Genomic DNA, 25,821 nt, shown 5'->3' with positions numbered 1-25,821 from the left:
GAGAGAAGTTTGATTTCCGCACCATGTCTGGAGCAGACATTCTCCAGAAGGTTATTGATAATTGGGGCAAGTTAAGCAAGGACGCACAAAGAAAAGTTGGTGCGGATATTGGTGCCGATGACGCCCTTATCCAGAGCTGGGCAGAAAAGGGCGATCAGTCATTTAGCAACCTTAGGAAAGAGTTCGAAAATCAATCGAAGGCCACCGACTCCCTTGGCAATGACGCAAGAAAGTTAAACATACAGTTTGTTTTGCTGAAGAGAAATTTTGAAGCCGCTGGGCAGTCTCTCTTCACCGCAATGCTTCCATATGTCAAAGAGATACCGCCAGTGTTGATGAAAATATCAGACTGGATTTCATCTCATGGGCCAGAGATAGCTAAGTTTTTCTCTGATTCAGCAGGTGAGGTAAACAAGGTCGTTGATGTGGTTGGTGGCTGGCAAAATGCACTAGCAATTTTGGCTGCATTTGTGGCTGGAGGCTGGGCATTAAAAATGCTTACCGGAATCTCAAGGGTTGCGAAAGGGTTTGGTCCCATTATCGCAGCGATGGCCGCTATTAGCGCCTGGGATAAGCTGGGAGGCGAAGAGAAGGACGCCAAGGAGAATGGCGTTAGTGTTGGTGATAACCTCATCAACAAAAAGAAACAGAAGGAAAAAGAAAGACAGCAGTCAGGCGACACGCCATCTGCGAAAATTATTGCCTGGTGGGAAAAACTAACCGGAAAACTTGATAGCGACAATAAATACACCGCCTATGGCACGATACCTCATCGCGATAATGCGGAGCCAGAACAGAAGGCGCAGTCGGCAAAAAGAGAGCCTCAAAAGCCTTCTGATAGCACTCAGGGGAGAGATAGCCGGGCCGGTTCGCTATTGAATTCAGCAGTTGATGCCTTGAGGGACGTGAAGCCTGATCAAGTACCTGCGCCTGGTGTAGTGAATTATCACTCAACTGAGGTCGTGCCTAATCCTTTGAAGGAAATAAAGCCCGACCCTGCACCTGTACCCAGCGTCGTGAATTATCACTCGACAGAGGTCAGGTATGATGCTCCAAAAGATACATTGTCGGCAGGCGATAAAAATTATGATTCCGATAAAATATCAAATTCAATATCTGAAGCTCTGAAGTCCCTTAAGCCAAACCAAGAATCTAGCATTGTTAACCACCACTCGACTGAAAAAATAGTGTCTGATGGTGATATTCGCGGGGAGTCTCGTCAGGCGCAGAATGAAACGAACCGACTTCTATTCAACATCCTGGATGGAATTAAAAAGGTTGGTTCCTTGCTGTCTGATAAAGAGCCCCCTGAAAGCAATGTGCAGGACCAGGCCGGTTACCTGATGAGAGAGCACCCCCAACTACCTGCAGAAGCTCCGAAGCCGACGAAGGCTGGCGCAGCACTTCTTGGATGGATGCAGCCAAAGCTGGACGCCCTTGAAAAGGCGTTCAACCTTCCTCTTGGATTACTGCGCAGCGTAGCAACTACGGAATCAGGCGGTAATCCCTACGCAGTATCAGGGGCAGGTGCGAAGGGGTTATTCCAGTTCATGGATGGCACTGCCAAGGATATGGGCCTTAAGGGTAACGATGTCTTCGATCCGATGAAGTCAGCTGAAGCTGCGGCTAAATACCTTTCACAACTTCTACGACAGAATGGTGGCGACCTTAACAAGGCTCTGGCCTCCTACAACTGGGGAATTGGCAACGTGCAGCGTAAAGGCCTGGAAAATGCTCCGTCCGAGACGCAGGCATACGTGCCAAAGGTTCTTGCTGGCATCAAAGTAGGGGCGTCTGCAAATGCCAATGTTGTTAACGCCCAACAGCAGCAACCAAGCAATAAAACGGATATTCACATCGGTGAAATGACGGTTCAATCTAACGCCTCAAGCATCAAGGCGCTGGGTGATGATGTGCATGCATCCACTAAGCGAAATGGTCTTGTCATGGCTTACAGCACGGGGCAATAGCATATGGCTTTCTCGCTGAATGAAACAACGCTACTCAGCGCCATACGAAGCCGGAATATCTTCTCCATCGTCAACAGTGTCCTTTCTCCTGGGTACGGGATTTATCTCAAGTCGGGTGCTAAGGCGCTTTCTCCAGATTCGTTTCTGGGCATCGAGTACGGAGCTGATGCTTCCGTGGTCTCATCACCGGTAGAAAAAGGGTCTTATACCTCTTTCAATAAGGTAAAAAGACCACCAATCATTAGGGTGATGTTTGTCCTGCAGGGGTGGACAGGCTACAGCGGTAGCATTCCAAACCTGACAAATTTCTCGTTAACCAGCAGGTCTGACATGCTTGAGAAACTGGATGCGATGGTTGATTCCGCTGATACCTATGACATTGAGACCCCGGATACCACTTACGAAAGCTACGACCTCATCCGCTACAACTACCGCACGTCTAATCGCGATGTAACCCTTTTGACGGTAGAGGCCATATTTCAGGCGGTACTGGAAGTGGCAGAAGTCACAACATCCAGTACGGTAGCGAAAGACCAGGCAGCAGATGATTCTCACTCGCGCGGTGCCGGTACGGTTAGCACCGTAGTAGGAAAAGCCAGCGCTCAGAAATCCACTCTGGACGAGGTGAAAGGGGCTTTGTCGGGGCTGAAGACCTCTCTATCAAATGCCGCAGATGCGGTGGCAACATCTGTGAGTTCTGCAGTAAGCAACGCCACCTCTGGAGCAACAAGCGCGATTAACGGGGCGGCCACGAGCGCCATTGATAAGCTGGGAACTTCAATAAACGAGCTGGTTAAGGGGATAAGCTGATGCTGGTTGTCACTCTTAAGCCCATAAAGGGGCAGCAGGTAAACGTTGATCTCGATGGTCAGTCCGCGACATTAAAAATCACTCAGACGACAGCCGGCCTCTTCATGGATATTGGCCTGGATAACCTCTGGATAGCACAGGGCATACCGTGCCTGAACTGCAACAAACTGGTTCGGTACAAACACCTGGGATTTAGAGGTGAGCTTTTCTTTGCCGACACGGTAGGCGATCTCGACCCCTCCTATGATGGACTCGGTGGCCGGTTCAAGCTTTTCTACGCAACTGAGCAAGAGATGGCGGCATGACCTATCAAAAGAGAAAGCTAAAGTTCGAGTTCAAGCTGGAAAAGGGCGCGTTCAACCAGGATGGTGACAACATACTCACCATCGACAATATCAAAGCCAGCGTAAACGTTGGTGGGTATGGTGGAACTACCGGAACAGTGATGAATGCGGAAGTTTACGGTCTGAGCCTGGATAAGATGGCACTACTTAGCTTTAAAGGGATTCAGTACGAACAAACCCTTCAGAACATGATGAGGGTGTGGGCTAACGATGAGCTGATTTTCACGGGCTCCATTGGCTCGTGCTATATCGACCTTGGCAGGATGCCGGAAGCGCCTCTTATCATCCAGGCTACATCAACATTTTACGACCAGTCGTTAACCTCTGCCGACTTCACGGTGAAAGGAGAGGTGAAGGTCGCTGACATAATCACTGCGATGGCAAAGGAGATGGGCTTCGCCGCGGTGATAACCAGTGATGTTACCGAAGTAGAGACTGACCCCTTCTATCACGGAAACCTTTATCAGCAGATGACGACCTGTATGAGGGCTCACGATTTAACATGGGACTTCAGGAACGGCGCTGTTTACGTGTGGAAGTATGGCGGCCAGATAGATGAAGTTATGCCTTTTGTTTCTGCGCAAAACGGGCTGATCGGCTATCCGATTTTCAATGGATTTGGTGTAACGATAACCACTATGTTTAGCAGTATGCTAGTTAGGGGAAGGAATCTGAAGCTGGAAACTGAGCTGCCTAATGCCTCCGGTGTTTACGGCATAAATGAGTCCTCACATATTCTGTCCACCTGGCAGGAGGGAGGCCCGTGGTACACGCAATGCAACCTCTCGCTATTCACTCAAGGAGCACCAGATGCCAAGGCTCAAGGTCAGACCTGACGATATAAACACGGATGCAAACGTCCAGCATTTCGTGATGGATAAATTCCTGTCAGGCAAAGCATTCATAACTGTTGCTATGGTGAAAGCTTCCTACCCTGGAGAGGGAAACAAGATGAGCTTCGTTGATGTACAGCCGATGGTTCACGGGACAACAGGCGCGGGCGATCTGGTGGAAAGCGGCGTTATCCATAATGTACCAGTATTCCGCATACAGCGAGGCTCCAGCGCGATTATAATGGATCCGGTAGTTGGGGATATAGGCTGGATTGCCTGCTGCGATGAAGATATCAGGAACGTTAAAAAGACGCATTCACCAGCCTTGCCAGCATCATCCAGAAAGCACAATTATGGCGATGCCATTTACATGGGTGGATTACTGAACGTAGCGCCAACCCAATACGCAAGGCTCCACGATGGCGGGATTGATATCGTATCTCCTCTGGATGTGAATATTAACGGGAATAACGTAGCTATAAACGCGAAGGCGAAAGCGTCAGTTAACGCCCCGGTGATTGAGCTAAACGGGGCGTTAACACAGGGTTCCGGGAGTCATGGAGGTAATGCCAGTTTTGGTGGCTCTGTTACGGCTGCGGGCGAAGTCACAGGATCAGGAATCAAGCTTTCAACGCATACGCACGGCGGTGTACAATCAGGTAATTCAAATACACAAGGACCTAATGGAGTATAAATGTGAGGAATTCTCTACTTTATTTCTTTATATACGCCTTTGCCTTTGCTTTTGTGGCACGACCTGTAGATATGCTGATGAATATTAGCCCCGGGTATGCACTTATGCTGCTGGCCTTATGGGTTGGGGTGTCGTCCGCCATCGTGCACGTAATTCACTTTTGGCCCACTAAAGTTCGATAAGACTAGCCCACCTGGTGGATTTTTGCTTTCTGGATGTCGCCAAAACAAAACCAACCCGCTTCGGCGGGTTTTTTATTTCCGGAGTAAAAGTGATAACCAAATCATTCCTTCTGGATGTGGACTCCTGGGACTTGTCGCTTGATGCGGCCGGAAACATAGCCTCCACACAAAACCCATATGCGGTTGCTCAGGATGCAGCATGCTCCTGTTCAACTTTCCTCGGCGAGGCATGGTATGACACCACTCTCGGGCTGCCTTACTACGAGCGTATTTTAGGCCACTGGCCGGGCTCGCAGTTGATTAATACAAAGATGGCGACAGAGGCCAAAAAGCTCCCGTATGTCCAGGACGCATTCTGCACTGTGACTATCAGCAACGGCGACAGAGCCGCGTCAGGCGTCATGACGCTGACCGACACGAACAATCAACAATCCACCATTAACTTCTGAGGCCGAAAATGGCAGACGTAACCGTAAGCACATCGGTACCAGATGTAACCCTGTCGGATATCGGGGTTGCGCTGCCCGATGAACTGGACATTCTAAACGGCAGGATGTCTGACCTTGATACCGCAATGGGGGGCGGCATGAGCAAAAGTCTCACGACGCCTCAGGGCCAGATTGCCATGACTGACACGGCCATTATCGCGGCAAAAAACTCAGCATTGGCATGGCTTATTAGCCAGATTAACCCCGACTTCGCTTCTGGAAGGATGCAGGACGCCATTGGCCGTATTTACTTCATGGACCGCATTGCATCGCAGGGGACCGTTGTTACGGCAACCTGTACTGGACTCGTTGGCACGAGAATACCGGAAGGAAGTGTTGCTCAGGACGCTGAAGGGTATCTGTACTCGTCGCTGTCGTCGGTGGTCATTCCTGCCGGCGGGGCTGTTGATATTCAATTTCAAAACCAAACCCCAGGGCCAATACCGTGCGCCTCAGGAGCGCTGAATACAATCTTCCGCGCGGTAAACGGCTGGTCAGGCGTAAACAACGCATCCCCTGGCGTGGTGGGCGTCGATGTTGAAAACAGGATTTCTTTTGAGAAGCGTCGGCAGCAATCAGTGGCAAGAAATGGCCGCAATATGGACGGAGCAACGTTGGCCGGATTGCTGGCGGTAAATGGCGTTCTTGATGCATATGTCTGGTCAAACAGGACTTCTGCTACGGTTAACCAGGGGGTTACAAATTTCCCTGTCGCAGCGCATTCAATTTATATCGGAGTATACGGTGGAAGCGATGAGGATATTGCCAAATCCATCTTCGAGACAAAGAACCCTGGCTCTAACCTGAATGGAAATACGACATTTATTGTTGAGGATAAGGAAAACTATAGCGCTCCTTATCCTCAATACACCATGCAATGGCAGCGTGTATCTCCTGTTCGCATCAGGTTCAGGGTTGAGATAGAAAAGAACCAAGGCTTGCCCTCTGATGTTACCGTTCAGGTTAAGAGTATGGTGCAAACCGTTTTTAACGGAGAATACAGTGGGATTGTGAAAGCAAGGATAGGGTCCAGAATTAACTCAGGAGTTTACTACGCTCCTGTTATTTCTGTTTCCCCTCAATATCTGAATATATCAAGCCTGGAGATTTCAACGGATGGTTCAACATACAACCCATCAGTGACTGTAGGCATAGACCAGGTTCCGACTATTCAACTTGACGACATTGAGGTGGTGCTCGTGTGAAATGGGAAGAGACAATATTAACTCAATATTCTTCAAGCAATAAATTACTCTCCATAATCTCAACTTTCGACCAGGCAATATCCATAGATGAATTTACTGAATCCTTCATAAATGACGTGTGGGATGTGTCAACTAATGGTTCATACGGACTTGATGTGTGGGGAAAGATAGTAGGCGTATCAAGATATATTACTTCTGAAATTGATAACAATAGCTTTGGCTTTTCAGAGGCAAATTCTGGAGATAAATTCGCATACCCCTCGCCGTTCAATGATGAGCCATTTTATGCAGGAGTTCAGGAAACTAACTCGGTAAGGCTTGGTGATGATGCATACAGAACATTAATTCTGTGCAAGGCATTTTCTAATATCAGTATCGCTACCATTCCTGAGATAAACAAATTCTTGGTCATGCTATTTAAAGGGCGTGGAAAGGCATACTCAATAGATTTTGGCGATATGACAATGGGTATTGTGTGCGAGTTCTTCCTTGCTCCCTTTGAAAAAGCAATATTGGAAAATTTTGATGTTCTCCCAATACCCAGCGGGGTTCTGGCGATAACCCGGCAAATCGTGACTCCATATTTTGGTTTCACAAAAGACTCTCATCCATTTAATGACGGTACATTCTACAGAGACTTATAATGAAAAGATCAGACGCCCCGAAGAAACAACCGGTCCCATTTGGTATAAATGGACCAAGGGAAAACTTACTCCCTACAACGCCAGCCGGAGATAACACAGCATCCTACGACCAGGGTTTCCCCCCTGTAACCATGATTTTGAAAGCGGCTGGCGGATTGCCCCCAAAAGGGCAAGACATGAACCAGATTCTCTATGAACTATCAAACTTATCTAGGTGGGCCAGCACAGGCGCATTGAACTCCTTTGATTCTTCTTTTGCTGCTGCTATAGGAGGATATCCAAAGTCTTCGGTTTTGATTTCTGATGACGGATCCACCATCTTCATTAACGCTATTGACGGAAACCAATCAAATCCAGACCTGGCAGGTACTGGGTGGATTAACTTTTCAAATCAGTATTTGAACAGGAGCAATCCATTTGGGGACATTAAGGCTGATGGAGCAGTAAATACAGCAAAGGCTAACCTTGGGATTAGCGGATTCAACACAATCCCTGGCTTGTCTCCGAACCTTTTTAGCTCCATGACATCCCCTAACGGAATGATTGATGTCTTTGTTACTAATGATGGGCAATGGGGTGCTCAAAACAATACCACCGGACAGTCAGCGCCTTTAACTGTAGGAAGGGGCGGAACCAATTCCACGACGGCTGAAGGAGCAAGGGCTAACTTAGGTTTGGGTTCTGTGTCTGTAGAGAATACTTTACCCGTGAGCAAGGGGGGGACAGGGTCAACTAATGCAGCCTCAGCAAGGAATTCGTTGGGTATTGGGAGTGTGGCCACGGAAAACATCGTACCTGTTGCTAAGGGGGGTACTGGAGCGTCAAATGTCAATGACGCAAGGGTGGCCCTGGGTGTGCAATCTGTTTTCTCACAAAACAATGAAACCCCTGGAGCATTTAATGCCATTTCATCTCCTGACGGTAATCTGGAGATGTTTATAGCCAACGGGGGGCAGTGGGGGGGTTCAGAATAGATCGACAGGTCAGCCTTCTCCGTTAGCTATCATCAGGGGCGGGACAGGAGCAATCACTCCAGAGGTGGCGAGATCAAACCTAGGCCTTGGATCTACTGCAACAGAAAACATCATGCCCGTAAACAAGGGTGGAACTGGTTCAACTGATGCGTCATCGGCAAGGAGCTCTCTAGGAATTGGAAGCGTCGCCACTGAGAATATTCTTCCAATCTCAAAGGGAGGAACCGGTGAAACAAGCACCGCTGGAGCCCGTAAGGCGCTTGGAGTCCAATCCGTATCATCAGTAGAAAGCAACACTCCGGGAGCATTTAACTCAATTTCATCTCCCAATGGGTTGCTTGAATTATTTATTGCCAATGGTGGAGCGTGGGGTGTCCAGGATAAATCCGGTAACACAGCCCCTCTGACGGTCAGCAGGGGTGGAACCGGGGCAACGACACCTGAAGCGGCAAGAGGTAGCCTTGGCCTTGGCTCTTCTTCAACAAGAGATGTCGGATTTTCATCAGGACAAATTCCTGACATGTCTGGATTTTCCAGTGGGCCTGGATGGTGTAAGTTGCCAAATGGTAAGATTCTTCAGTGGACTCAGGTTTCAACCTCGCCATCTTCGGCAGTTCAGGCAAGCTTCCCTGTTGTTTTCCCATCCGGTCCACACATGGTTTGCGCATCTGCATCTGACGTAAACAACCCTAACTTTGTATCAGCAGCAATATTTAGCAATTCGACTTTTCTTGTTACAGCCCATAATGTCAATGGTGTTAGGGTTGCAACAGCCGTATTTGTTTATGCCATCGGAGAATAATGTGTATATATATAGCCCTGAAAATAATTCATTTTTCCCATTTGGACTGAAAGATGATTATGAAAAATCTGGTATATGGCCTTCCGATGGTGTGGAGGTAAGCGACGATATCTTTTTAATATATTCAGGCAAACCGCCTGCCGGTAAGGTAAGGGGGCCAGGAAATGATAATTATCCTTCTTGGCTTAACGTCGCTCCAATCCCTGATTCTGAAATGATGTTAATTGAGCTAACTAATCTTTCAAAAAAATATCAGGAAGATATTAGTGCTCTTAATAATTCCTGGGTTGCTGCTGCGGTAAGTGATGGAATTAACGAGGATGTAAAAAAGAATGCCGTCATCCAACAAATAAATGACCGAAAAGCTAAATACGATGCAGATCGGGCAGAAGTAATTTCAAAATATTCTAAAGGTGCTTAATAATGGCTAAAGAGAAAAAAACAGAGGTGAAGGAAGAGGTGTCAGATAAGGCTGCGGTTGTTAAGTTCTGCCCTATCTGTGGGAGTGTAATGGAAGAGAAGCTATGGCATGGGATCATGTGCTGGGTTTGCCCTGAGTGTGACTTCGTGATTCCTGTTCAGTCCTGATGTGGCATGCATGGGGCAAAAAATTAGCGCAAAACAACTCAAAACCAGGGATGGTGTCGATTCGTCTTGCGCTAATGCTCTGTGAGACTGTGACAAGAATGTGCCACAAAAATGACACACCGATACGATGGGGTACAAAAATCAGCAAGGCGTAACTTTGGCGACTGGCCTGTGGTACGGCTTTGACTGTTGGTTTAGACTGTACGGCTTTTGTAAGCTACCAGACTGTTTCTCTGGTGCTGGAGGAAATGTGAAATTTGAATTAGATACCACAGACGGCCGCGCGCGCCGCGGCCGTCTGGTCTTTGAGCGTGGCACCGTTGAAACTCCGGCTTTTATGCCGGTGGGCACTTACGGCACCGTAAAAGGGATGACGCCGGAAGAAGTAGAGGCGACGGGCGCGCAGATTATCCTCGGCAATACCTTCCATTTATGGCTGCGTCCAGGCCAGGAAATTATGAAGCTGCACGGCGACCTGCATGATTTTATGCAGTGGAAAGGCCCTATCCTGACGGATTCCGGCGGCTTCCAGGTGTTCAGCCTCGGCGACATCCGTAAGATCACCGAAGCGGGCGTGCATTTCCGCAACCCGATCAACGGCGATCCTATCTTCCTCGATCCTGAAAAATCCATGGAAATTCAGTACGATCTTGGATCTGATATCGTGATGATCTTCGACGAATGTACGCCATATCCGGCGGACTGGGATTACGCCAAGCGCTCCATGGAGATGTCCCTGCGTTGGGCGCAGCGTAGCCGCGATCGTTTTGATTCTCTTGGCAATAAAAATGCGCTATTCGGCATTATTCAGGGCAGCGTTTACGAAGATTTACGAGATATCTCGGTAAAAGGTCTGGTAGAGATTGGCTTTGATGGCTACGCTGTCGGCGGCCTGGCGGTAGGAGAGCCTAAGGAAGACATGCACCGTATTCTGGAGCACGTCTGCCCGCAAATCCCTGCCGACAAACCACGTTACCTGATGGGCGTAGGTAAACCGGAAGACCTGGTGGAAGGGGTACGCCGCGGTGTCGATATGTTCGACTGCGTGATGCCAACTCGTAATGCGCGCAACGGCCACCTGTTCGTCACTGACGGCGTGGTGAAAATCCGCAATGCTAAGCATAAAGATGACACCGCACCTCTGGATGCAGAGTGTGATTGCTATACGTGTCGCAATTATTCACGTGCCTACTTGCATCATCTTGACCGTTGCAACGAAATACTGGGCGCGCGTCTCAATACCATTCATAACCTGCGCTATTACCAGCGTTTAATGGCTGGTTTACGCAAGGCCATTGAAGAGGGTAAATTAGAGCACTTCGTGACGGATTTTTACGAGCGGACAGGTAAGCCGGTTCCACCTTTGAACGTTGATTAATTTAATAATGAGGGAATTTTAATGAGCTTTTTCATTTCTGATGCTGTCGCTTCTGCGGGTGCTGCTCCAGGACAGAGTCAATGGACTTTGATTCCAATGTTGGTGGTCTTCGGCCTGATTTTCTATTTTATGATCCTGCGTCCGCAGCAAAAGCGTACCAAAGAGCATAAAAAACTGATGGACTCCATCTCTAAAGGGGATGAAGTGCTGACCAACGGTGGTCTGGTTGGCCGCGTGACTAAAGTAGCTGAAACTGGCTACATTGCTATCGCGCTGAACGACACCACCGAAGTGGTCATTAAGCGTGATTTCGTAGCTGCCGTTCTGCCGAAAGGCACCATGAAGGCGCTGTAATTTTCGTTTTCCCTAAGGGAACTACACGTGTTAAACCGTTATCCTTTGTGGAAGTACATCATGCTGATCGTCGTGCTTGCGATTGGTCTGCTGTATGCGCTTCCCAACCTGTATGGTGAGGATCCGGCCGTTCAATTAACTGGCGTGCGCGGTGCCGCCGCCAGTGAACAAACGCTGATCCAGGTCGAAAACACCTTAAAACAAGAAAAAATTACCGCTAAGTCTGTGGCGCTGGAAGAGGGCGCTATTCTCGCTCGCTTCGACTCTACTGATACCCAGCTGCGTGCTCGTGAAGCGCTGATGAGCGTGATGGGCGACAACTATGTTGTGGCGCTTAACCTCGCTCCGGCTACTCCTCGCTGGATGTCGACTATCGGTGCGAACCCGATGAAGCTCGGCCTTGACCTGCGCGGCGGCGTTCACTTCCTGATGGAAGTGGATATGGACACTGCGCTTGGCAAACTCCAGGAACAGAATATCGACGGTCTGCGTAGCGACCTGCGCGACAAGGGCATCGCCTACACTAACGTGCGCAAAGCGGACAACTACGGCGTAGACATCGTCTTCCGTGACTCGGCCTCGCGCGATGCTGCCAGAGATTATCTCTCTTCTCGTCATCGTGAGCTGGTGTTCTCAAACCAGGGCAGCAACACGCTGCGTGCCGTGATGAGTGATGCTCGCCTGAGCGAAGCGCGTGAATACGCGGTACAGCAGAACATTAATATCCTGCGTAACCGTGTTAACCAGCTCGGCGTAGCCGAACCGCTGGTACAGCGTCAGGGCGCTGACCGCATCGTGGTTGAGCTGCCGGGTATTCAGGACACCGCTCGCGCGAAAGAAATCCTTGGTGCGACCGCGACGCTGGAATTCCGTCTGGTTAACACGAATGTGGATGCAACTGCTGCAGCCTCTGGCCGTGTACCGGGCGACTCCGAAGTGAAACCGACTCGTGAAGGTCAGCCGGTTGTGCTGTACAAGCGAGTGATTCTGACCGGTGACCACATCACTGACTCCACGTCCAGCATGGATGAATACAACCAGCCACAGGTCAACATCTCCCTGGACAGCGCTGGCGGTAACATCATGTCTAACTTCACCAAAGACAACATCGGTAAGCCGATGGCAACGCTCTTTGTGGAGTACAAGGACAGCGGTAAGAAAGACGCGAATGGCCGTTCCGTTCTGATGAAAGAAGAAGAAGTTATCAACGTGGCGAACATTCAGTCTCGCCTGGGTAACAGCTTCCGTATCACCGGGATCAGCAACCCGAATGAAGCTCGCCAGCTCTCTCTGCTGCTGCGTGCCGGTGCGCTGATTGCGCCGATTCAGATTGTTGAAGAGCGTACCATTGGTCCAACCCTGGGTCTGGAAAACATCAAGCAGGGCCTGGAAGCGTGTCTGGCGGGTCTGGTGGTCTCCATCATCTTCATGCTGTTCTTCTATAAGAAGTTTGGCCTGATTGCGACCTCTGCGCTGCTGGCTAACCTGGTGCTGATTGTCGGGATTATGTCCCTGCTGCCGGGGGCAACGCTGACCATGCCGGGTATTGCGGGTGTCGTCTTAACCCTTGCGGTAGCGGTGGATGCCAACGTACTGATCAACGAACGTATCAAAGAAGAGCTGCGAAACGGGCGTTCGGTACAGCAGGCGATTGATGAGGGCTATAAGGGCGCGTTCAGCTCCATTTTCGATGCCAACATCACCACGCTTATCAAAGTTATCATCCTGTATGCCGTAGGCACCGGGGCGATCAAAGGGTTTGCTATTACCACCGGTATTGGCGTTGCGACCTCGATGTTTACCGCAATCGTCGGCACCCGTGCCATCGTGAACCTGTTGTATGGCGGCAAACGCATCAACAAGCTGTCTATCTGAGGAGTGCGTTGTGGCACAGGAATATACTGTTGAACAATTGAACCACGGCCGTAAAGTCTATGACTTTATGCGCTGGGATAACTGGGCCTTCGGCATCTCCGGCATTCTGCTGATCCTTTCCGTTGCGATTATCGGCGTGAAAGGTTTCAACTGGGGCCTGGACTTTACCGGCGGTACGGTTATCGAAATTGGGCTGGAAAAACCAGCCGAGCTGGACACCATGCGCGCCGCGCTGCAGAAGGCTGGCTTTGAAGAGCCGCTGGTGCAGAACTTCGGCAGCAGCCGGGATATCATGGTGCGCATGCCGCCTGCTAAAGGCGAAACCGGCGGCCAGGTGCTCGGCAGCAAGGTTGTGAGCGTGATTAACGAAGCGACCAGCCAGAATGCGGCAGTGAAACGTATTGAGTTTGTCGGCCCGAGCGTGGGTGCGGATCTGGCTCAAAATGGTGCGATGGCCCTGCTTGTCGCGCTGCTGTCGATTCTGGTGTACGTAGGGTTCCGCTTCGAGTGGCGTCTGGCTGCCGGTGTGGTTATCAAGCTGGCGCACGACGTGGTGATCACCATGGGCGTGCTGTCGCTGTTCCATATCGAAATTGACCTGACCATCGTCGCGTCGTTGATGTCGGTTATCGGCTACTCGCTGAACGACAGCATCGTGGTTTCGGACCGTATTCGTGAAAACTTCCGCAAGATCCGCCGCGGGACGCCTTACGAGATCTTTAACGTCTCCCTGACCCAGACGCTGCAAAGGACCTTGATCACCTCCGGTACTACCTTAGTGGTTATTCTGATGCTGTATCTGTTCGGTGGGGCTCTGCTGAAGGGCTTCTCCCTGACGATGCTTATCGGCGTCACCATCGGTACCGTTTCCTCTATCTACGTCGCCTCTGCGCTGGCGTTGAAGCTGGGCATGAAGCGCGAGCACATGCTGCAGCAGAAGGTAGAGAAAGAAGGGGCGGATCAGCCGTCCATTCTGCCGTAATGATGTGAGATGTCCGTTTGATAAAACCGCAGCCTTCGTGCTGCGGTTTTTTTTGGGTACAAAAAAACCGGCCAGTTGGCCGGTTTTTTATATGCAGCGACGGTTAGAAGTTGTAACCGACAACCACGTAGTAGCCGAAGCCAGTAGACTTCACGCGCTCGTTCATGAAGAACGGCTGATCGCCATCTTTCCACTGGCCACCGTTATGGAAGTAACGAGCCACGAAGGAGTAGTGCAGGTGATCGTAGTTCAGCGACAGAATGTGGCTGGAAGCAACGGAGTTGTTGGTACGGTACTGCTCGTTGCCGAGGTCAGAGTCCCAGTCAACGTTGGTGAAACCGATATAGCTCAGCTTGCCGCCCCACAGGGAGGTGATCGGCACGAAGTATTTCACCTTGAAGCGGTAGCCATCCCACTCGTTTTCGTTAGAGGCACCGTAGTTCTGCCACTGGTATTTGGCGTATACGTTCATCGACAGGCTCATCGGCAGGCCGGTATCGATATCGGTACCCAGACCCATATACCAGGTGCTCTGACGGTTGGCCTGGTTACGACCCATGTCGTAAATGTAGTTGTTCGCGAAGTACCACTCTTTGAACGGGCCAAAGCTCAGGTCGGTGCCGGTCAGCTTGTCGATGGAGAAGCGCGGTTCGATTTCCATAAACAGTGGGGAGCCGTGGTTCCAGATGCCTTTTGCCTGAGTGTTACCGCCGAAGAAGACCGGCGCATCCACGTAGCCGTAGAAATCGAACCAATCTTTTTTGGCGAACGCTTCGTATTCCAGGTAGGTATCGTTGCGCAGCTGCGGCCCGAAACGGGTGTGGTAGCTGCCGACCACGTTAACGCTTTGGTGCCACCAGTCGGAGAGGTATTCGCTGTTTTTTGCTTCTTCTGCGCTGGCAGAGAAGGAGCTGGAAAGCGCCAGAACGGTGCCGGCTGCCAGAATAATTTTTTTCATATTTTTAGCCACTGTTTACGTAATTTTGGTGCGATGCGGATGTGAGATGTCATCCCTGGCCGCCGGTCTCAGGGAAAGGACCTCTGCAGCGCGACTATTATAGAAATCCCTGCTCACAAAAATATGTTCTATTTCACATTCTTCTCATATGCGTAATCGATTGCGTTCACGTTTGCGCACATTAAAAACGGCGTGATTGTACCTGCTTCGTCAAATTACGCAAACGTATGCCGGGTTGTTACATATAAGTGTGACGCTGGTCACGTTATGGGCGGGGTGGCAACAGGCGCTTTGCTTCACATATTGTGCGGGCGGTATGAAAGAGTGTGACGAACTCCCTCGCAAGACGAGGGAGGTGAGGGCTATTGCACAGGGTCTGGCTGTGCGCCGGAAACCGGCTGAATATCGTGTACGCGCACAAACCCTAACTGCTCTGGCGTAATCCCGGACAGACGCAGAGGGATCGAGATATCGCTTGGGGCAAGAATGCTGGCCGGAGCGTCTATTTGCTGGGTCTGGACGTTAACTTCCTGGAAATTGTTCGTTGTGCCCTGGATCTGGCCCCACTCAACTTTTCCGCTGAAGGCCGGTAGCGGATCGTTAGATTCCCCTTTGATCAGCAGCGTGGCGCGGGTACCGTTGGCTTCTGCCGCAACGTTGGTCAGCGACATTTTCAGATTACCAATCTGGCTATTCAGGCGAGCCGCGGTGTTTGAACCGGGCAGCAGGTAAACGCCGCTGGTGGACTTCGCGTTCAGAGCATTTTGCTGGGTAAGTTTTACCGTTTGCTGGCTGAGTTTGGTCATCTCCTGATTTAGCGAGCCAATCTGGCTGCGCATCTGGCGCACTTCGGTTTGCTGGGCGCAGGCGGTCAGGCTCATCAGGCTTGAAACCAGGATAATTCTTAAGTAAGTCTTTGTCATGGTTCGTTTTTCCTTGTTATCTGTTGCTGATTTAAGCGTAGTTCTCCGCGCTTGAAAAGTCATATTTAATGCCGCCTGGGCCGGTGCCGTCTTTGTACTCCCGCGACTTCGCGGTAAACTGTTGTTCATCTTTATAATCCCAGCAGGAAACGCTATGCATTGCCCATTCTGTTTCGCCGTGGACACCAAAGTTATTGACTCTCGCCTGGTGGGTGAAGGCTCCTCGGTACGCCGTCGGCGCCAGTGCCTTGTTTGTCACGAACGCTTCACCACTTTTGAGGTTGCGGAGCTGGTGATGCCAAGAGTCGTGAAGAGTAATGAGGTACGCGAGCCTTTCAACGAAGACAAGCTGCGCAGCGGCATCCTGAAAGCGCTGGAAAAGCGCCCGGTCAACTCTGACGACGTGGAAATGGCCATCAGCCATATTAAGTCGCACCTTCGAGCAACCGGAGAACGTGAAGTCCCGAGTAAACTTATTGGTAACCTGGTGATGGAGCAGCTCAAAAAGCTGGATAAAGTCGCCTATATTCGCTTCGCATCGGTCTACCGTAGCTTTGAAGATATCAAAGAGTTCGGTGAAGAAATCGCCCGTTTACAGGATTAATATTGATGTCCCTTGATGAACAGTTTATGGCTCGTGCGCTTGAGCTGGCAAAGCGCGGGCGTTTCACCACGGCGCCGAACCCCAATGTCGGCTGCGTGATTGTCAAAGACGGCAAAATTGTGGGAGAAGGATTCCATTTTCGTGCCGGTGAACCTCATGCAGAAGTACACGCTTTGCGTATGGCGGGTGAGCAGGCCCGGGGCGCAACGGCCTATGTGACGCTCGAGCCCTGCAGCCACCATGGGCGTACCCCGCCGTGCTGCGACGCCTTAATTGCCGCAGGCGTATCTCGTGTTGTCGCCGCCATGCAGGATCCCAATCCGCAGGTTGCCGGGCGTGGTCTCTATCGCCTGCAGCAGGCGGGCATCGAAGTCAGCCACGGCTTAATGATGAACGAGGCCGAAGCGCTGAACCGCGGTTTCCTCAAACGTATGCGCACCGGTTTTCCGTATATCCAGCTTAAACTCGGCGCCTCGCTGGATGGGCGTACCGCGATGGCGAGCGGAGAGAGCAAATGGATTACCTCTCCTCAGGCGCGTCGTGACGTTCAGCGTCAACGCGCACAAAGTGCCGCTATCCTCTCAAGCAGCGCAACCGTGCTGGCGGATAACCCGTCATTAACGGTACGCTGGGATGAACTGGATGGCGCCAGCCAGGCCATCTATGCTCAACAGGATTTACGCCAGCCGATTCGCATTGTGGTTGATCGTCAAAACCGCGTGACGCCGCAGCATCAGATTATCGCCAACCCGGGTCAGACCTGGCTTGCCCGCAGCCATGCCGATGATCAAATCTGGCCTGAAGGCGTTGAGCAACTGCTGGTGCCTGAACATAACGGCCATCTTGATTTGGTGGTGCTGATGATGCAGCTGGGCAAACGCCAGGTGAACTCTGTCTGGGTTGAGGCGGGGGCAACGCTTGCTGGTGCGCTGCTGCAGGCGGGCCTGGTGGATGAGCTTATTGTCTACGTCGCGCCAAAATTATTAGGCAATGATGCCCGCGGTTTGTGCGAGCTTCCAGGCCTTGAAAAACTTGCTGATGTGCCGGAGTTCAGCTTTAGCGAAGTCCGCCAGGTCGGTCCCGATTTGTGTCTGCACCTGACGCCCGTTTATGGACGCCAGTAAAACGTAAGCAGTCACGAAAAGATTATGATAAAATCCGCCCCCCTGCGGGGCTAAACAGAACCCGTAAAGGAAGATTATGAACATTATTGAAGCTGCCGTTGCTACTCCTGACGCTCGCGTCGCCATCACCATCGCGCGTTTTAACAACTTCATCAACGACAGCCTGCTGGAAGGGGCTATCGACGCCCTGAAACGTATTGGCCAGGTGAAAGACGAAAATATCACCGTAGTTTGGGTACCGGGCGCTTACGAGCTGCCGCTGGCTACCAATGCACTGGCGAAAACCGGTAAATACGATGCTGTGATCGCGCTGGGTACCGTGATTCGCGGAGGCACTGCGCACTTCGAATACGTTGCCGGCGGTGCCAGCAACGGTCTGTTAAGCGTTGCTCATGACTGCGGTATTCCCGTTGCCTTCGGCGTGCTGACCACTGAAAGTATTGAACAAGCCATCGAACGCGCTGGCACTAAAGCCGGTAACAAAGGTGCAGAAGCTGCACTGACCGCGCTTGAAATGATTAATGTATTGAAAGCCATTAAGGCCTGATTTTTGTAAGGGGAAATCTGTGAAACCTGCTGCTCGTCGCCGCGCCCGTGAGTGTGCCGTCCAGGCGCTTTACTCCTGGCAGTTGTCTAAAAACGACATCGCTGATGTCGAATACCAGTTCCTGGCGGAACAGGACGTCAAAGACGTTGACGTTATCTACTTCCGCGAGCTGCTGAGCGGTGTGGCTACCAACAGCGAGTATCTGGATGGGCTGATGAAGCCTTATCTGTCTCGCCTGCTTGAAGAGCTGGGTCAGGTGGAAAAAGCGGTGCTGCGCATCGCGCTGTTTGAACTGTCCAAACGCGATGATGTGCCGTACAAAGTGGCCATCAACGAAGCGATTGAACTGGCTAAAACCTTCGGTGCCGAAGACAGCCATAAGTTCGTTAACGGCGTTCTCGACAAAGCCGCTCCAGCTATTCGTCCCCACAAGAAGTAATCTCCTGGCCGGGTCATCCCGGCCTCATTTTTTCTGCAACTGACACTCTTGAGGTATTACGCATGGCATGCGGTGAGTTTTCCCTGATTGCCCGTTACTTCGATCGCGTAACAAGTTCCCGTCGTGATGTGGAAGCCGGTATTGGCGACGATTGTGCGTTGCTGTCGGTTCCTGAAAAACAGCTGCTGGCTATTAGCACCGATACGCTGGTCAGCGGCAATCACTTCCTGCCGGATATCGATCCGCGCGATTTGGGCTATAAAGCACTGGCGGTAAATTTAAGCGATCTGGCGGCAATGGGCGCAGATCCGGCGTGGCTTACGCTGGCAATAACGCTTCCTGAAGTCGATGAGGAGTGGCTTGCCGCGTTCAGCGACAGCCTGTTCGAACAGCTGGATTATTACGATATGCAGCTGATTGGCGGTGATACAACGCGAGGCCCGCTCTCTCTGACGCTGGGCATCCACGGTATGATCCCGGCCGGGCGCGCGCTTAAGCGCAGCGGGGCGAAGGCCGGAGACTGGATCTACGTCACCGGTACGCCGGGCGACAGCGCTGCCGGTCTGGCTATCCTGCTGGAGCGCCTGCAGGTAGAGAATAAGCAGCATGCGGATTATCTGCTCAAGCGGCACTTACGCCCGACGCCGCGCGTGTTGCACGGCCAGGCGCTGCGCGATCTGGCCAACAGCGCTATCGATCTCTCTGACGGCCTGATTTCCGACCTTGGACACCTGCTTAAGGCCAGCGACTGCGGAGCCCGTATCGATCTCGATCTGCTGCCTTATTCCGAGGCGATGCGTGAGCACGTGGATCCGGAGCAGGCGCTGAAGTGGGCGATGTCCGGCGGTGAGGATTATGAGCTGTGCTTCACCGTGCCGGAACTCAATCGCGGGGCGCTGGAGGTGGCTATCGGTAACCTGGGCGTGCCCTACACCTGCATCGGGCAGATTGTTTCTGCTTCGGAAGGGCTGCAGTTTATCCGTCAGGGTAAACCGGTGACGCTAGAGATGAAGGGCTACGACCACTTCTCGTAGTGGATGGCCATGACCCTCTCCCTAAAAGGGAGAGGGTGATTAAAACAATAAGGTTTCTTCTCAGTCTTAAAGAGAAAGGGACTTAAAGGCGGCAACGGTTTCCCCCTCTCCCTTTGGGAGAGGGTCGGGGAGAGGGTAATTATTTATATCCCGCCACAGGATGAGGCTGGTAAAGCGTCTCCAGCTCGGCAATCTCCTGCGACTTCAGCGTTAAATCCACCGCGCCCAGTAAATCATCCAGCTGTTCCTGCCTTGATGGACCGACGACAGGGGCCGCGACACCCGGCTTGCTGAGCAGCCATGCCAGAGCCACCTGCGCACGTGAAGCGCCTTTTTCGGCCGCGACGTTTGCCAGCCGTTCAGCAATAAGGGCGTCGTTTTCATTGTTCGTCTGATACAGAGATTTTCCGACTTCATCTGAGACGGATCTCGCCGTGGTATCTCCCCACGGACGAGTCAGCTTGCCTCGCGCCAGCGGGCTCCAGGGGATCACCGCGACTTTTTCTTTGTAGCACAGCGGCAGCATCTCCAGCTCTTCTTCACGGTAAATCAGATTGTAGTGATCCTGCATCGTGACAAACCGCGCCCAGCCTTCCTCAGACTGCAAAGCGAGGGCCTTAGCAAACTGATCGCTGCGCATTGAAGAGGCGCCGATATAGCGTGCTTTACCGGCCTTAACTACGTCGTTAAGCGCCTCAAGCGTCTCTTCAATGGGGGTGTTGTAGTCCCAGCGGTGGATTTGCAGCAGATCGACATAGTCGGTGCCGAGCCGTTTCAGGCTGTCGTCGATGGCGCGCAGAATTTGTGGACGGGAGAGTCCCTGGGGGAGATCGCCGACTTTGTTATAAACCTTAGTCGCAACGACTACATCCTCGCGGCGGGCAAAATCACGCAGCGCACGGCCAAGGATCTCTTCGCTGCTGCCGTCGGAATAATTATTCGAGGTATCGAAGAAATTTATCCCTTTATCCAGCGCGTGGCGGATGATTTCCCGGCTGCTCTCTTCGGGCAGCGTCCAGGCGTGGCTTCCGCGATCCGGTTCGCCAAAGGTCATACAGCCGAGGCAAAGGCGGGAGACCTTAAGGTCGGTGGTGCCTAACGGGGTGTATTGCACGATGTCGCTCCTGCTATGTAGGAATATCTATTAAGCTTAGCAGGCCGTACAGGTCATATTTCAAACCACAGCGGTGTTGGCGGCGCTCTCATACCCGAATCACTTACCTGAGTAAGCTCATCGGGATATGTTCACTTGCCGTCGTGCTGTGGGTTGAATTATTTAGTGTATGGATGAAGTTAACTTACCCAGCTCCGAATCTTAGCTTCGATACCGGCGGCATCAAGGCCGATTGCGGCGCGAGCTTCTTCCTGGGTGCCCTGAGGAATGAAGAAATCAGGCAGGCCAAGGTTAAGCACGGGAACCGGCTTGCGGTGCGCCATCAGCACTTCGTTCACGCCGCTGCCGGCGCCGCCCATAATGGCGTTTTCCTCAAGGGTGACCAGAGAGTCGTGGCCTGCGGCAAGCTCAAGAATCAGGGCTTCATCAAGCGGCTTCACAAAGCGCATATCGACCAGCGTGGCGTTCAGCGCTTCGGCTGCCGCAGCGGCCTCGGGCAGTAAAGTACCAAAATTCAGCAGCGCAATTTTTTCGCCTTCGCGCTTCACCACGCCTTTACCTAAAGGCAGCTCAGAAAGCGGTTCCAGCTCTGCACCTGTACCTGTCCCACGCGGATAACGTACGGCGCTTGGACCTTCGCTGTAGTGGTAGCCGGTATGCAGCATCAGTCGACATTCATTTTCATCGCTCGGGGTCATGATTACCATGTCCGGAATGCAGCGCAGGAAGGAGATATCAAATGCTCCCTGGTGCGTCTGGCCGTCGGCACCGACAATGCCCGCGCGATCGATGGCGAACATCACCGGCAGCTTCTGAATCGCTACATCGTGGATCACCTGGTCGTAAGCGCGCTGCAGGAAGGTGGAGTAGATAGCCACCACCGGCTTGTAGCCGCCAATCGCCAGGCCTGCCGCGAAGGTGACCGCGTGCTGCTCGGCGATCGCCACGTCAAAATATTGGTCGGGATACTGGCGCGAAAACTCCACCATCCCCGAGCCTTCACGCATGGCCGGGGTAATGGCCATAAGCTTGTCATCGTGGGCTGCGGTTTCGCATAACCAGTTGCCGAAAATCTTCGAGTAGCTCGGCAGGCCACCGGTGCTTTTGGGCAGCGTCCCGCTCTGCGGATCAAACTTCGGCACTGCATGGAAGCTAATCGGATCTTTTTCCGCTGGCGCGTAGCCACGCCCTTTTTTGGTCATGATATGCAGGAACTGCGGCCCTTTCAGGCTGCGCATGTTCTTCAGCGTATTCACCAGGCCAATCACGTCATGGCCGTCGATGGGCCCGATGTAGTTAAAGCCGAGCTCTTCAAACAGCGTGCCCGGTACAACCATGCCCTTAATATGCTCTTCGGTGCGCTTCAGCAGCTCTTTGATCGGCGGTACGCCGGAGAAGACCTTTTTGCCGCCTTCACGCAGCGTCGAATAAAGCTTTCCGGAAAGCAGCTGCGCCAGATGGTTGTTCAGCGCGCCTACGTTCTCGGAAATCGACATTTCGTTATCGTTAAGCACGACCAGCATGTCCGGACGGATATCGCCCGCGTGGTTCATCGCCTCAAAGGCCATGCCGGCGGTGATTGCGCCGTCGCCTATCACGCAGACGGTTTTACGGTCTTTGCCTTCTTTTTCTGCGGCAACGGCAATCCCGATACCGGCGCTAATCGAGGTGGAGGAGTGCCCCACGCTCAGCACGTCGTACTCGCTCTCCGCCCGCCAGGGGAACGGATGCAGGCCGCCTTTCTGGCGAATGGTGCCAATTTTATCGCGGCGGCCGGTCAGAATTTTGTGTGGATAGGCCTGGTGGCCTACGTCCCAGATGAGTTGATCGAACGGCGTGTTGTAGACGTAATGCAGCGCCACGGTCAGTTCGACCGTGCCGAGGCCGGAGGCAAAGTGCCCGCTGGAGCGGCTTACGCTGTCCAGCAGATAACGGCGCAGCTCATCGCAAAGCTTGGGTAAGCTCTCTTTTGGCAGCACTCGCAGATCCGGGCTGGCATCCACCAGAGCGAGGGTCGGGTATTTGGCGATATCAAAACTCATCAGAAATCTAAACTCATTGTTGTTATGCGTTATTTATCACGGTGGATAATGTAGTTTGCCAGCGCTTCGAGCGCCGCCGTCTCCAGCGACAGCTCAGAAAGCTCGGCCAGAGCCTGCAAGGCTTCCTGATAGAGATCCTGCGCTTTTGCCTGAGCCTGTTCAAGCCCCAGCAGCGCCGGATAGGTACTTTTGCCAAGCTGCTGATCGGCGCCCTGGCGTTTGCCAATCACGGCGGTGTCGCCAATCACGTCAAGAATATCATCCTGCACCTGGAAGGCGAGGCCAATGCTTGCGGCGTAGCGATCCAGAATCGGCAGGGCCTTGCGCCCTCGCTCTCCGGCGCTTAAGGCCCCCAGGCGAACCGCCGCACGAATCAGGGCGCCGGTTTTATGCAGATGGATGCGTTCCAGCGCTGCCAGGTCAATTTGTTTGCCTTCGGCCGCTAAATCGAGCGCCTGACCGCCGCACATGCCCGCCACGCCGCTGGCGGTGGCCAGTTCTGAGACCATGGCTAAGCGATCGGCTATCTCCACGCCAGGCATCGGCGCATCACTCAGTATAGAAAACGCCAGCGTTTGCAGGGCATCGCCCGCAAGAATTGCGTTCTCTTCACCAAATTTAATGTGGCAGGTGGGCTGGCCGCGACGTAAATCGTCATTGTCCATCGCCGGTAAATCATCGTGGATCAGGGAATAGGCGTGGATACACTCCACGGCAGCCGCTGGCGCATCCAGCGCTTCATCCGCTACGCCAAACATCTCTCCCGTGGCGTACACCAGGAAGGGGCGCAGACGCTTCCCGCCCAATAGTGAGCCATAGTGCATCGCTTCAACCAGTGGACTGTTCTGAAACGGCAGCGGCGCGAGAAAGCGTGAAATGGCGTCGTTGACCCGCACAACATGCGCCTGAAGCTGTTGATTAAAATCCATGTTACTCGGCGTCCGGGGTGAAGGGCGTCAGAGGGGCTTCTTCGCTGTCGTTCAGTAGGATCTGTACGCGCTGCTCCGCCTGCTGGAGTTTCACTTGCCCCTGGCGAGCCAGCTGTACGCCGCGCTCAAATTCGTTTAACGCCTCTTCAAGAGCAAGATCGCCGCTTTCCAGACGAGTAACTATTTGCTCCAGTTCGACCAGCGCGGTTTCGAAGCTGGCCGGGGATTCAGTTTTTTTCGGCATAGTGAATGTCTGACTCTGTTTTTATTCGACGCCGCCATGGTAGCGGAGTCAATGTGATTATCAAGCTGGCTCGTGCAAGTCGGTTAAGGTGCGCAGTCTTTGCGGGATGGTGGTATACTTGCGCGCCTCGGATGCAGGGGGCCTTTCGCCGCTGCAAGTACTTCTCTTTATGCCCGCGTGCTGCGCAGCCAGCCCGGCTGACTAAACGAAACCTTACCGCCATGAAGTTTATCATTAAATTGTTCCCGGAAATCACCATCAAGAGCCAATCTGTGCGTATTCGCTTTATTAAGATGCTCACCGGGAATATTCGTAACGTTTTAAAGCACTACGACGAGAGCCTGGCGGTCGTTCGCCACTGGGACAACATCGAAGTTCGTGCCAAAGAGGAAAACCAGCGTATCGCGATCCGTGAAGCGCTGACCCGCATTCCGGGTATCCACCACATTCTTGAAGTCGAAGATGTGCCTTACACCGACATGCATAATATCTTTGAGCAGGCGCTGGAGCTTTATCGCGATAAGCTTGAAGGTAAGAGCTTCTGCGTGCGTGTAAAACGTCGCGGTAAACATGAGTTTAGCTCTATCGACGTTGAACGCTACGTTGGCGGCGGTCTGAATCAGCATATTGAATCCGCGCGGGTAAAACTGAGCGATCCGGATGTAACGGTTAACCTGGAGATTGAGAACGATCGCCTGCTGCTGGTCAAAGGCCGCTATGAGGGCATCGGCGGTTTCCCTATTGGTACCCAGGAAGACGTGCTGTCCTTGATTTCCGGCGGTTTCGACTCCGGCGTTTCCAGCTATATGCTGATGCGCCGCGGCTGTCGCGTGCATTATTGCTTCTTTAACCTTGGCGGTGCCGCTCACGAGATCGGCGTTAAGCAGGTGGCTCACTACCTGTGGAATCGTTTTGGTAGCTCTCACCGCGTGCGCTTCGTGGCCATTAACTTTGAGCCGGTGGTCGGCGAGATCCTCGAAAAAGTTGAAGATGGCCAGATGGGCGTGGTGCTGAAGCGGATGTTTGTCCGTGCGGCATCCCAGGTTGCAGAGCGCTACGGCGTTCAGGCTCTGGTGACCGGTGAAGCGCTGGGACAGGTTTCCAGCCAGACGCTGACCAATCTGCGCCTGATCGATAACGTCTCTGATACGCTGATCCTGCGCCCGCTTATCTCTCATGATAAAGAGCATATCATCGACCTGGCGCGAGAAATCGGTACCGCTGATTTTGCCCGTACCATGCCAGAATACTGCGGCGTGATCTCGAAAAGCCCAACCGTAAAAGCGGTGAAGGCGAAGATTGAAGAAGAAGAGCAGAAGTTCGACTTCTCCATTCTGGACCGTGTGGTTGCCGAAGCGACCAATATCGATATCCGTGATATTGCGACCCAGACCCAGCAGGAAGTGGTGGAAGTCGAAACGGTTAAAGCGTTTGGGCCAAATGAAGTGCTGCTGGACATTCGCTCTAACGACGAAGTCGATGAGAAACCTTTCACGCTGGAAGGCGTTGAGGTTGTTGCGCTGCCGTTCTACAAGCTGAGCACTAAGTTTGGCGATCTCGATCAGAGCAAAACCTACCTGCTGTGGTGTGAGCGTGGCGTGATGAGTCGCCTGCAGGCGCTGTACCTGAGCGAGCAGGGCTTTAAGAATATTAAGGTTTATCGCCCTTAAAAGATTGACCCTCATCCTTTTAGGGTGAGGGTGAACACCGTTCTGGTTCCCTCGCCCCTTTGGGGAGAGG

The 25,821-nt window shown here is 52.4% G+C and carries 28 protein-coding genes; 21 read left to right on the top strand and 7 right to left on the bottom strand.

The window, feature by feature from the left end; translation table 11 throughout:
• The first annotated feature begins 23 nt into the window (after positions 1–23).
• From EL098_RS16965 to secF, 15 genes are all read left to right on the top strand, one after another.
• Entirely contained in the window at positions 24–1,970 is a 1,947-nt protein-coding gene (locus tag EL098_RS16965; protein ID WP_126357285.1) for a lytic transglycosylase domain-containing protein, read from the top strand.
• A 3-nt stretch (positions 1,971–1,973) separates the two neighbouring features.
• A complete protein-coding gene (locus EL098_RS16960; RefSeq protein ID WP_126357284.1) occupies positions 1,974–2,780 on the top strand; it encodes a phage baseplate protein in 807 nt (268 codons plus the stop codon).
• Positions 2,780–3,085, top strand: coding sequence for a phage baseplate plug family protein (locus EL098_RS16955; RefSeq protein WP_126357283.1), 306 nt, complete (start codon positions 2,780–2,782; stop codon positions 3,083–3,085). The genes EL098_RS16960 and EL098_RS16955 overlap by 1 nt, the downstream gene beginning before the upstream one ends.
• Entirely contained in the window at positions 3,082–3,960 is an 879-nt protein-coding gene (locus tag EL098_RS16950) for a hypothetical protein (protein ID WP_126357282.1), read from the top strand. The genes EL098_RS16955 and EL098_RS16950 overlap by 4 nt, the downstream gene beginning before the upstream one ends.
• Complete coding sequence (locus tag EL098_RS16945; RefSeq protein WP_126357281.1) at positions 3,935–4,651, top strand: Gp138 family membrane-puncturing spike protein; 717 nt, start codon at positions 3,935–3,937, stop codon at positions 4,649–4,651. The genes EL098_RS16950 and EL098_RS16945 overlap by 26 nt, the downstream gene beginning before the upstream one ends.
• Before the next feature lie 271 nt (positions 4,652–4,922).
• Positions 4,923–5,282 carry a hypothetical protein gene (locus EL098_RS16940; RefSeq protein WP_126357280.1) on the top strand — a complete coding sequence of 120 codons (360 nt, stop codon included), beginning with the start codon at positions 4,923–4,925 and terminating at the stop codon, positions 5,280–5,282.
• Positions 5,283–5,290: 8 nt separating this feature from the next.
• The gene (locus tag EL098_RS16935; protein ID WP_126357279.1) at positions 5,291–6,526 is read left to right on the top strand and encodes a baseplate J/gp47 family protein; all 1,236 of its coding nucleotides are present in this window, start codon (positions 5,291–5,293) and stop codon (positions 6,524–6,526) included.
• Positions 6,523–7,170: a DUF2612 domain-containing protein gene (locus EL098_RS16930; RefSeq protein ID WP_126357278.1), complete on the top strand. Its 648-nt coding sequence runs from the start codon at positions 6,523–6,525 to the stop codon at positions 7,168–7,170. Before EL098_RS16935 ends, EL098_RS16930 begins: the two co-directional genes overlap by 4 nt.
• A gap of 176 nt (positions 7,171–7,346) precedes the next feature.
• On the top strand, positions 7,347–8,144 hold the full coding sequence (locus EL098_RS23570; protein ID WP_232012233.1) for a hypothetical protein: 798 nt from the start codon (positions 7,347–7,349) through the stop codon (positions 8,142–8,144).
• A 64-nt stretch (positions 8,145–8,208) separates the two neighbouring features.
• Positions 8,209–8,946, top strand: a complete 738-nt coding sequence (locus EL098_RS16920) for a gp53-like domain-containing protein (RefSeq protein ID WP_126357277.1) — start codon at positions 8,209–8,211, stop codon at positions 8,944–8,946.
• Between the two features lies 1 nt (position 8,947).
• Positions 8,948–9,367: a hypothetical protein gene (locus EL098_RS16915; protein ID WP_164716887.1), complete on the top strand. Its 420-nt coding sequence runs from the start codon at positions 8,948–8,950 to the stop codon at positions 9,365–9,367.
• A 417-nt stretch (positions 9,368–9,784) separates the two neighbouring features.
• The gene (gene tgt, locus EL098_RS16910; protein WP_126357275.1) at positions 9,785–10,912 is read left to right on the top strand and encodes a tRNA guanosine(34) transglycosylase Tgt; all 1,128 of its coding nucleotides are present in this window, start codon (positions 9,785–9,787) and stop codon (positions 10,910–10,912) included.
• Positions 10,913–10,933: 21 nt separating this feature from the next.
• The gene (yajC, locus tag EL098_RS16905) at positions 10,934–11,266 is read left to right on the top strand and encodes a preprotein translocase subunit YajC (protein WP_008454538.1); all 333 of its coding nucleotides are present in this window, start codon (positions 10,934–10,936) and stop codon (positions 11,264–11,266) included.
• Positions 11,267–11,293: 27 nt separating this feature from the next.
• Positions 11,294–13,141 (top strand): protein translocase subunit SecD, encoded by a 1,848-nt coding sequence (gene secD / locus EL098_RS16900; RefSeq protein ID WP_126357274.1) that lies wholly within the window; start codon positions 11,294–11,296, stop codon positions 13,139–13,141.
• Between the two features lie 10 nt (positions 13,142–13,151).
• Entirely contained in the window at positions 13,152–14,123 is a 972-nt protein-coding gene (gene secF, locus EL098_RS16895; RefSeq protein WP_008454542.1) for a protein translocase subunit SecF, read from the top strand.
• A gap of 103 nt (positions 14,124–14,226) precedes the next feature.
• Here the strand turns inward: secF and EL098_RS16890 are convergent, their stop codons facing one another.
• The 3 genes from EL098_RS16890 to EL098_RS23690 all read right to left on the bottom strand — a co-directional run bounded on the left by EL098_RS16890 (position 14,227) and on the right by EL098_RS23690 (position 16,164).
• Positions 14,227–15,081: a nucleoside-specific channel-forming protein Tsx gene (locus EL098_RS16890; RefSeq protein WP_045781540.1), complete on the bottom strand. Its 855-nt coding sequence runs from the start codon at positions 15,079–15,081 to the stop codon at positions 14,227–14,229.
• 362 nt (positions 15,082–15,443) lie between these two features.
• On the bottom strand, positions 15,444–16,004 hold the full coding sequence (locus EL098_RS16885; protein ID WP_126357273.1) for a SadB/YajI family lipoprotein: 561 nt from the start codon (positions 16,002–16,004) through the stop codon (positions 15,444–15,446).
• Between the two features lie 31 nt (positions 16,005–16,035).
• Complete coding sequence (locus EL098_RS23690) at positions 16,036–16,164, bottom strand: hypothetical protein (protein WP_269462187.1); 129 nt, start codon at positions 16,162–16,164, stop codon at positions 16,036–16,038.
• Here EL098_RS23690 and nrdR point away from each other — a divergent pair.
• From nrdR to thiL, 5 genes are all read left to right on the top strand, one after another.
• Complete coding sequence (gene nrdR / locus EL098_RS16880; protein ID WP_016535162.1) at positions 16,159–16,608, top strand: transcriptional regulator NrdR; 450 nt, start codon at positions 16,159–16,161, stop codon at positions 16,606–16,608. The genes EL098_RS23690 and nrdR overlap by 6 nt on opposite strands.
• Positions 16,609–16,613: 5 nt before the next feature.
• Positions 16,614–17,732: a bifunctional diaminohydroxyphosphoribosylaminopyrimidine deaminase/5-amino-6-(5-phosphoribosylamino)uracil reductase RibD gene (gene ribD / locus EL098_RS16875; RefSeq protein WP_126357272.1), complete on the top strand. Its 1,119-nt coding sequence runs from the start codon at positions 16,614–16,616 to the stop codon at positions 17,730–17,732.
• Positions 17,733–17,808: 76 nt separating this feature from the next.
• Positions 17,809–18,279, top strand: a complete 471-nt coding sequence (gene ribH, locus EL098_RS16870) for a 6,7-dimethyl-8-ribityllumazine synthase (protein WP_126357271.1) — start codon at positions 17,809–17,811, stop codon at positions 18,277–18,279.
• 19 nt (positions 18,280–18,298) lie between these two features.
• Positions 18,299–18,718, top strand: coding sequence for a transcription antitermination factor NusB (nusB, locus tag EL098_RS16865; RefSeq protein WP_126357270.1), 420 nt, complete (start codon positions 18,299–18,301; stop codon positions 18,716–18,718).
• 62 nt (positions 18,719–18,780) lie between these two features.
• Complete coding sequence (thiL, locus tag EL098_RS16860; protein ID WP_126357269.1) at positions 18,781–19,752, top strand: thiamine-phosphate kinase; 972 nt, start codon at positions 18,781–18,783, stop codon at positions 19,750–19,752.
• A gap of 139 nt (positions 19,753–19,891) precedes the next feature.
• Here the strand turns inward: thiL and EL098_RS16855 are convergent, their stop codons facing one another.
• The 4 genes from EL098_RS16855 to xseB all read right to left on the bottom strand — a co-directional run bounded on the left by EL098_RS16855 (position 19,892) and on the right by xseB (position 24,081).
• On the bottom strand, positions 19,892–20,866 hold the full coding sequence (locus EL098_RS16855) for an aldo/keto reductase (protein WP_126357268.1): 975 nt from the start codon (positions 20,864–20,866) through the stop codon (positions 19,892–19,894).
• Positions 20,867–21,045: 179 nt separating this feature from the next.
• Positions 21,046–22,908, bottom strand: a complete 1,863-nt coding sequence (dxs, locus tag EL098_RS16850; protein ID WP_126357267.1) for a 1-deoxy-D-xylulose-5-phosphate synthase — start codon at positions 22,906–22,908, stop codon at positions 21,046–21,048.
• A gap of 29 nt (positions 22,909–22,937) precedes the next feature.
• Positions 22,938–23,837, bottom strand: a complete 900-nt coding sequence (gene ispA, locus EL098_RS16845; RefSeq protein ID WP_126357266.1) for a (2E,6E)-farnesyl diphosphate synthase — start codon at positions 23,835–23,837, stop codon at positions 22,938–22,940.
• Between the two features lies 1 nt (position 23,838).
• Positions 23,839–24,081, bottom strand: a complete 243-nt coding sequence (gene xseB / locus EL098_RS16840; RefSeq protein ID WP_126357265.1) for an exodeoxyribonuclease VII small subunit — start codon at positions 24,079–24,081, stop codon at positions 23,839–23,841.
• A 221-nt stretch (positions 24,082–24,302) separates the two neighbouring features.
• Here xseB and thiI point away from each other — a divergent pair, with 221 nt between their 5' ends.
• Positions 24,303–25,751: a tRNA uracil 4-sulfurtransferase ThiI gene (thiI, locus tag EL098_RS16835; RefSeq protein ID WP_126357264.1), complete on the top strand. Its 1,449-nt coding sequence runs from the start codon at positions 24,303–24,305 to the stop codon at positions 25,749–25,751.
• Positions 25,752–25,821: the final 70 nt, after the last annotated feature.

Source organism: Cedecea lapagei (assembly GCF_900635955.1).
In the GTDB taxonomy this organism is placed as follows: Bacteria; Pseudomonadota; Gammaproteobacteria; order Enterobacterales; family Enterobacteriaceae; genus Cedecea; species Cedecea lapagei.
Note: the sequence above shows the minus strand (reverse complement) of the source record. Positions and strands in the feature narration are given on the sequence as shown.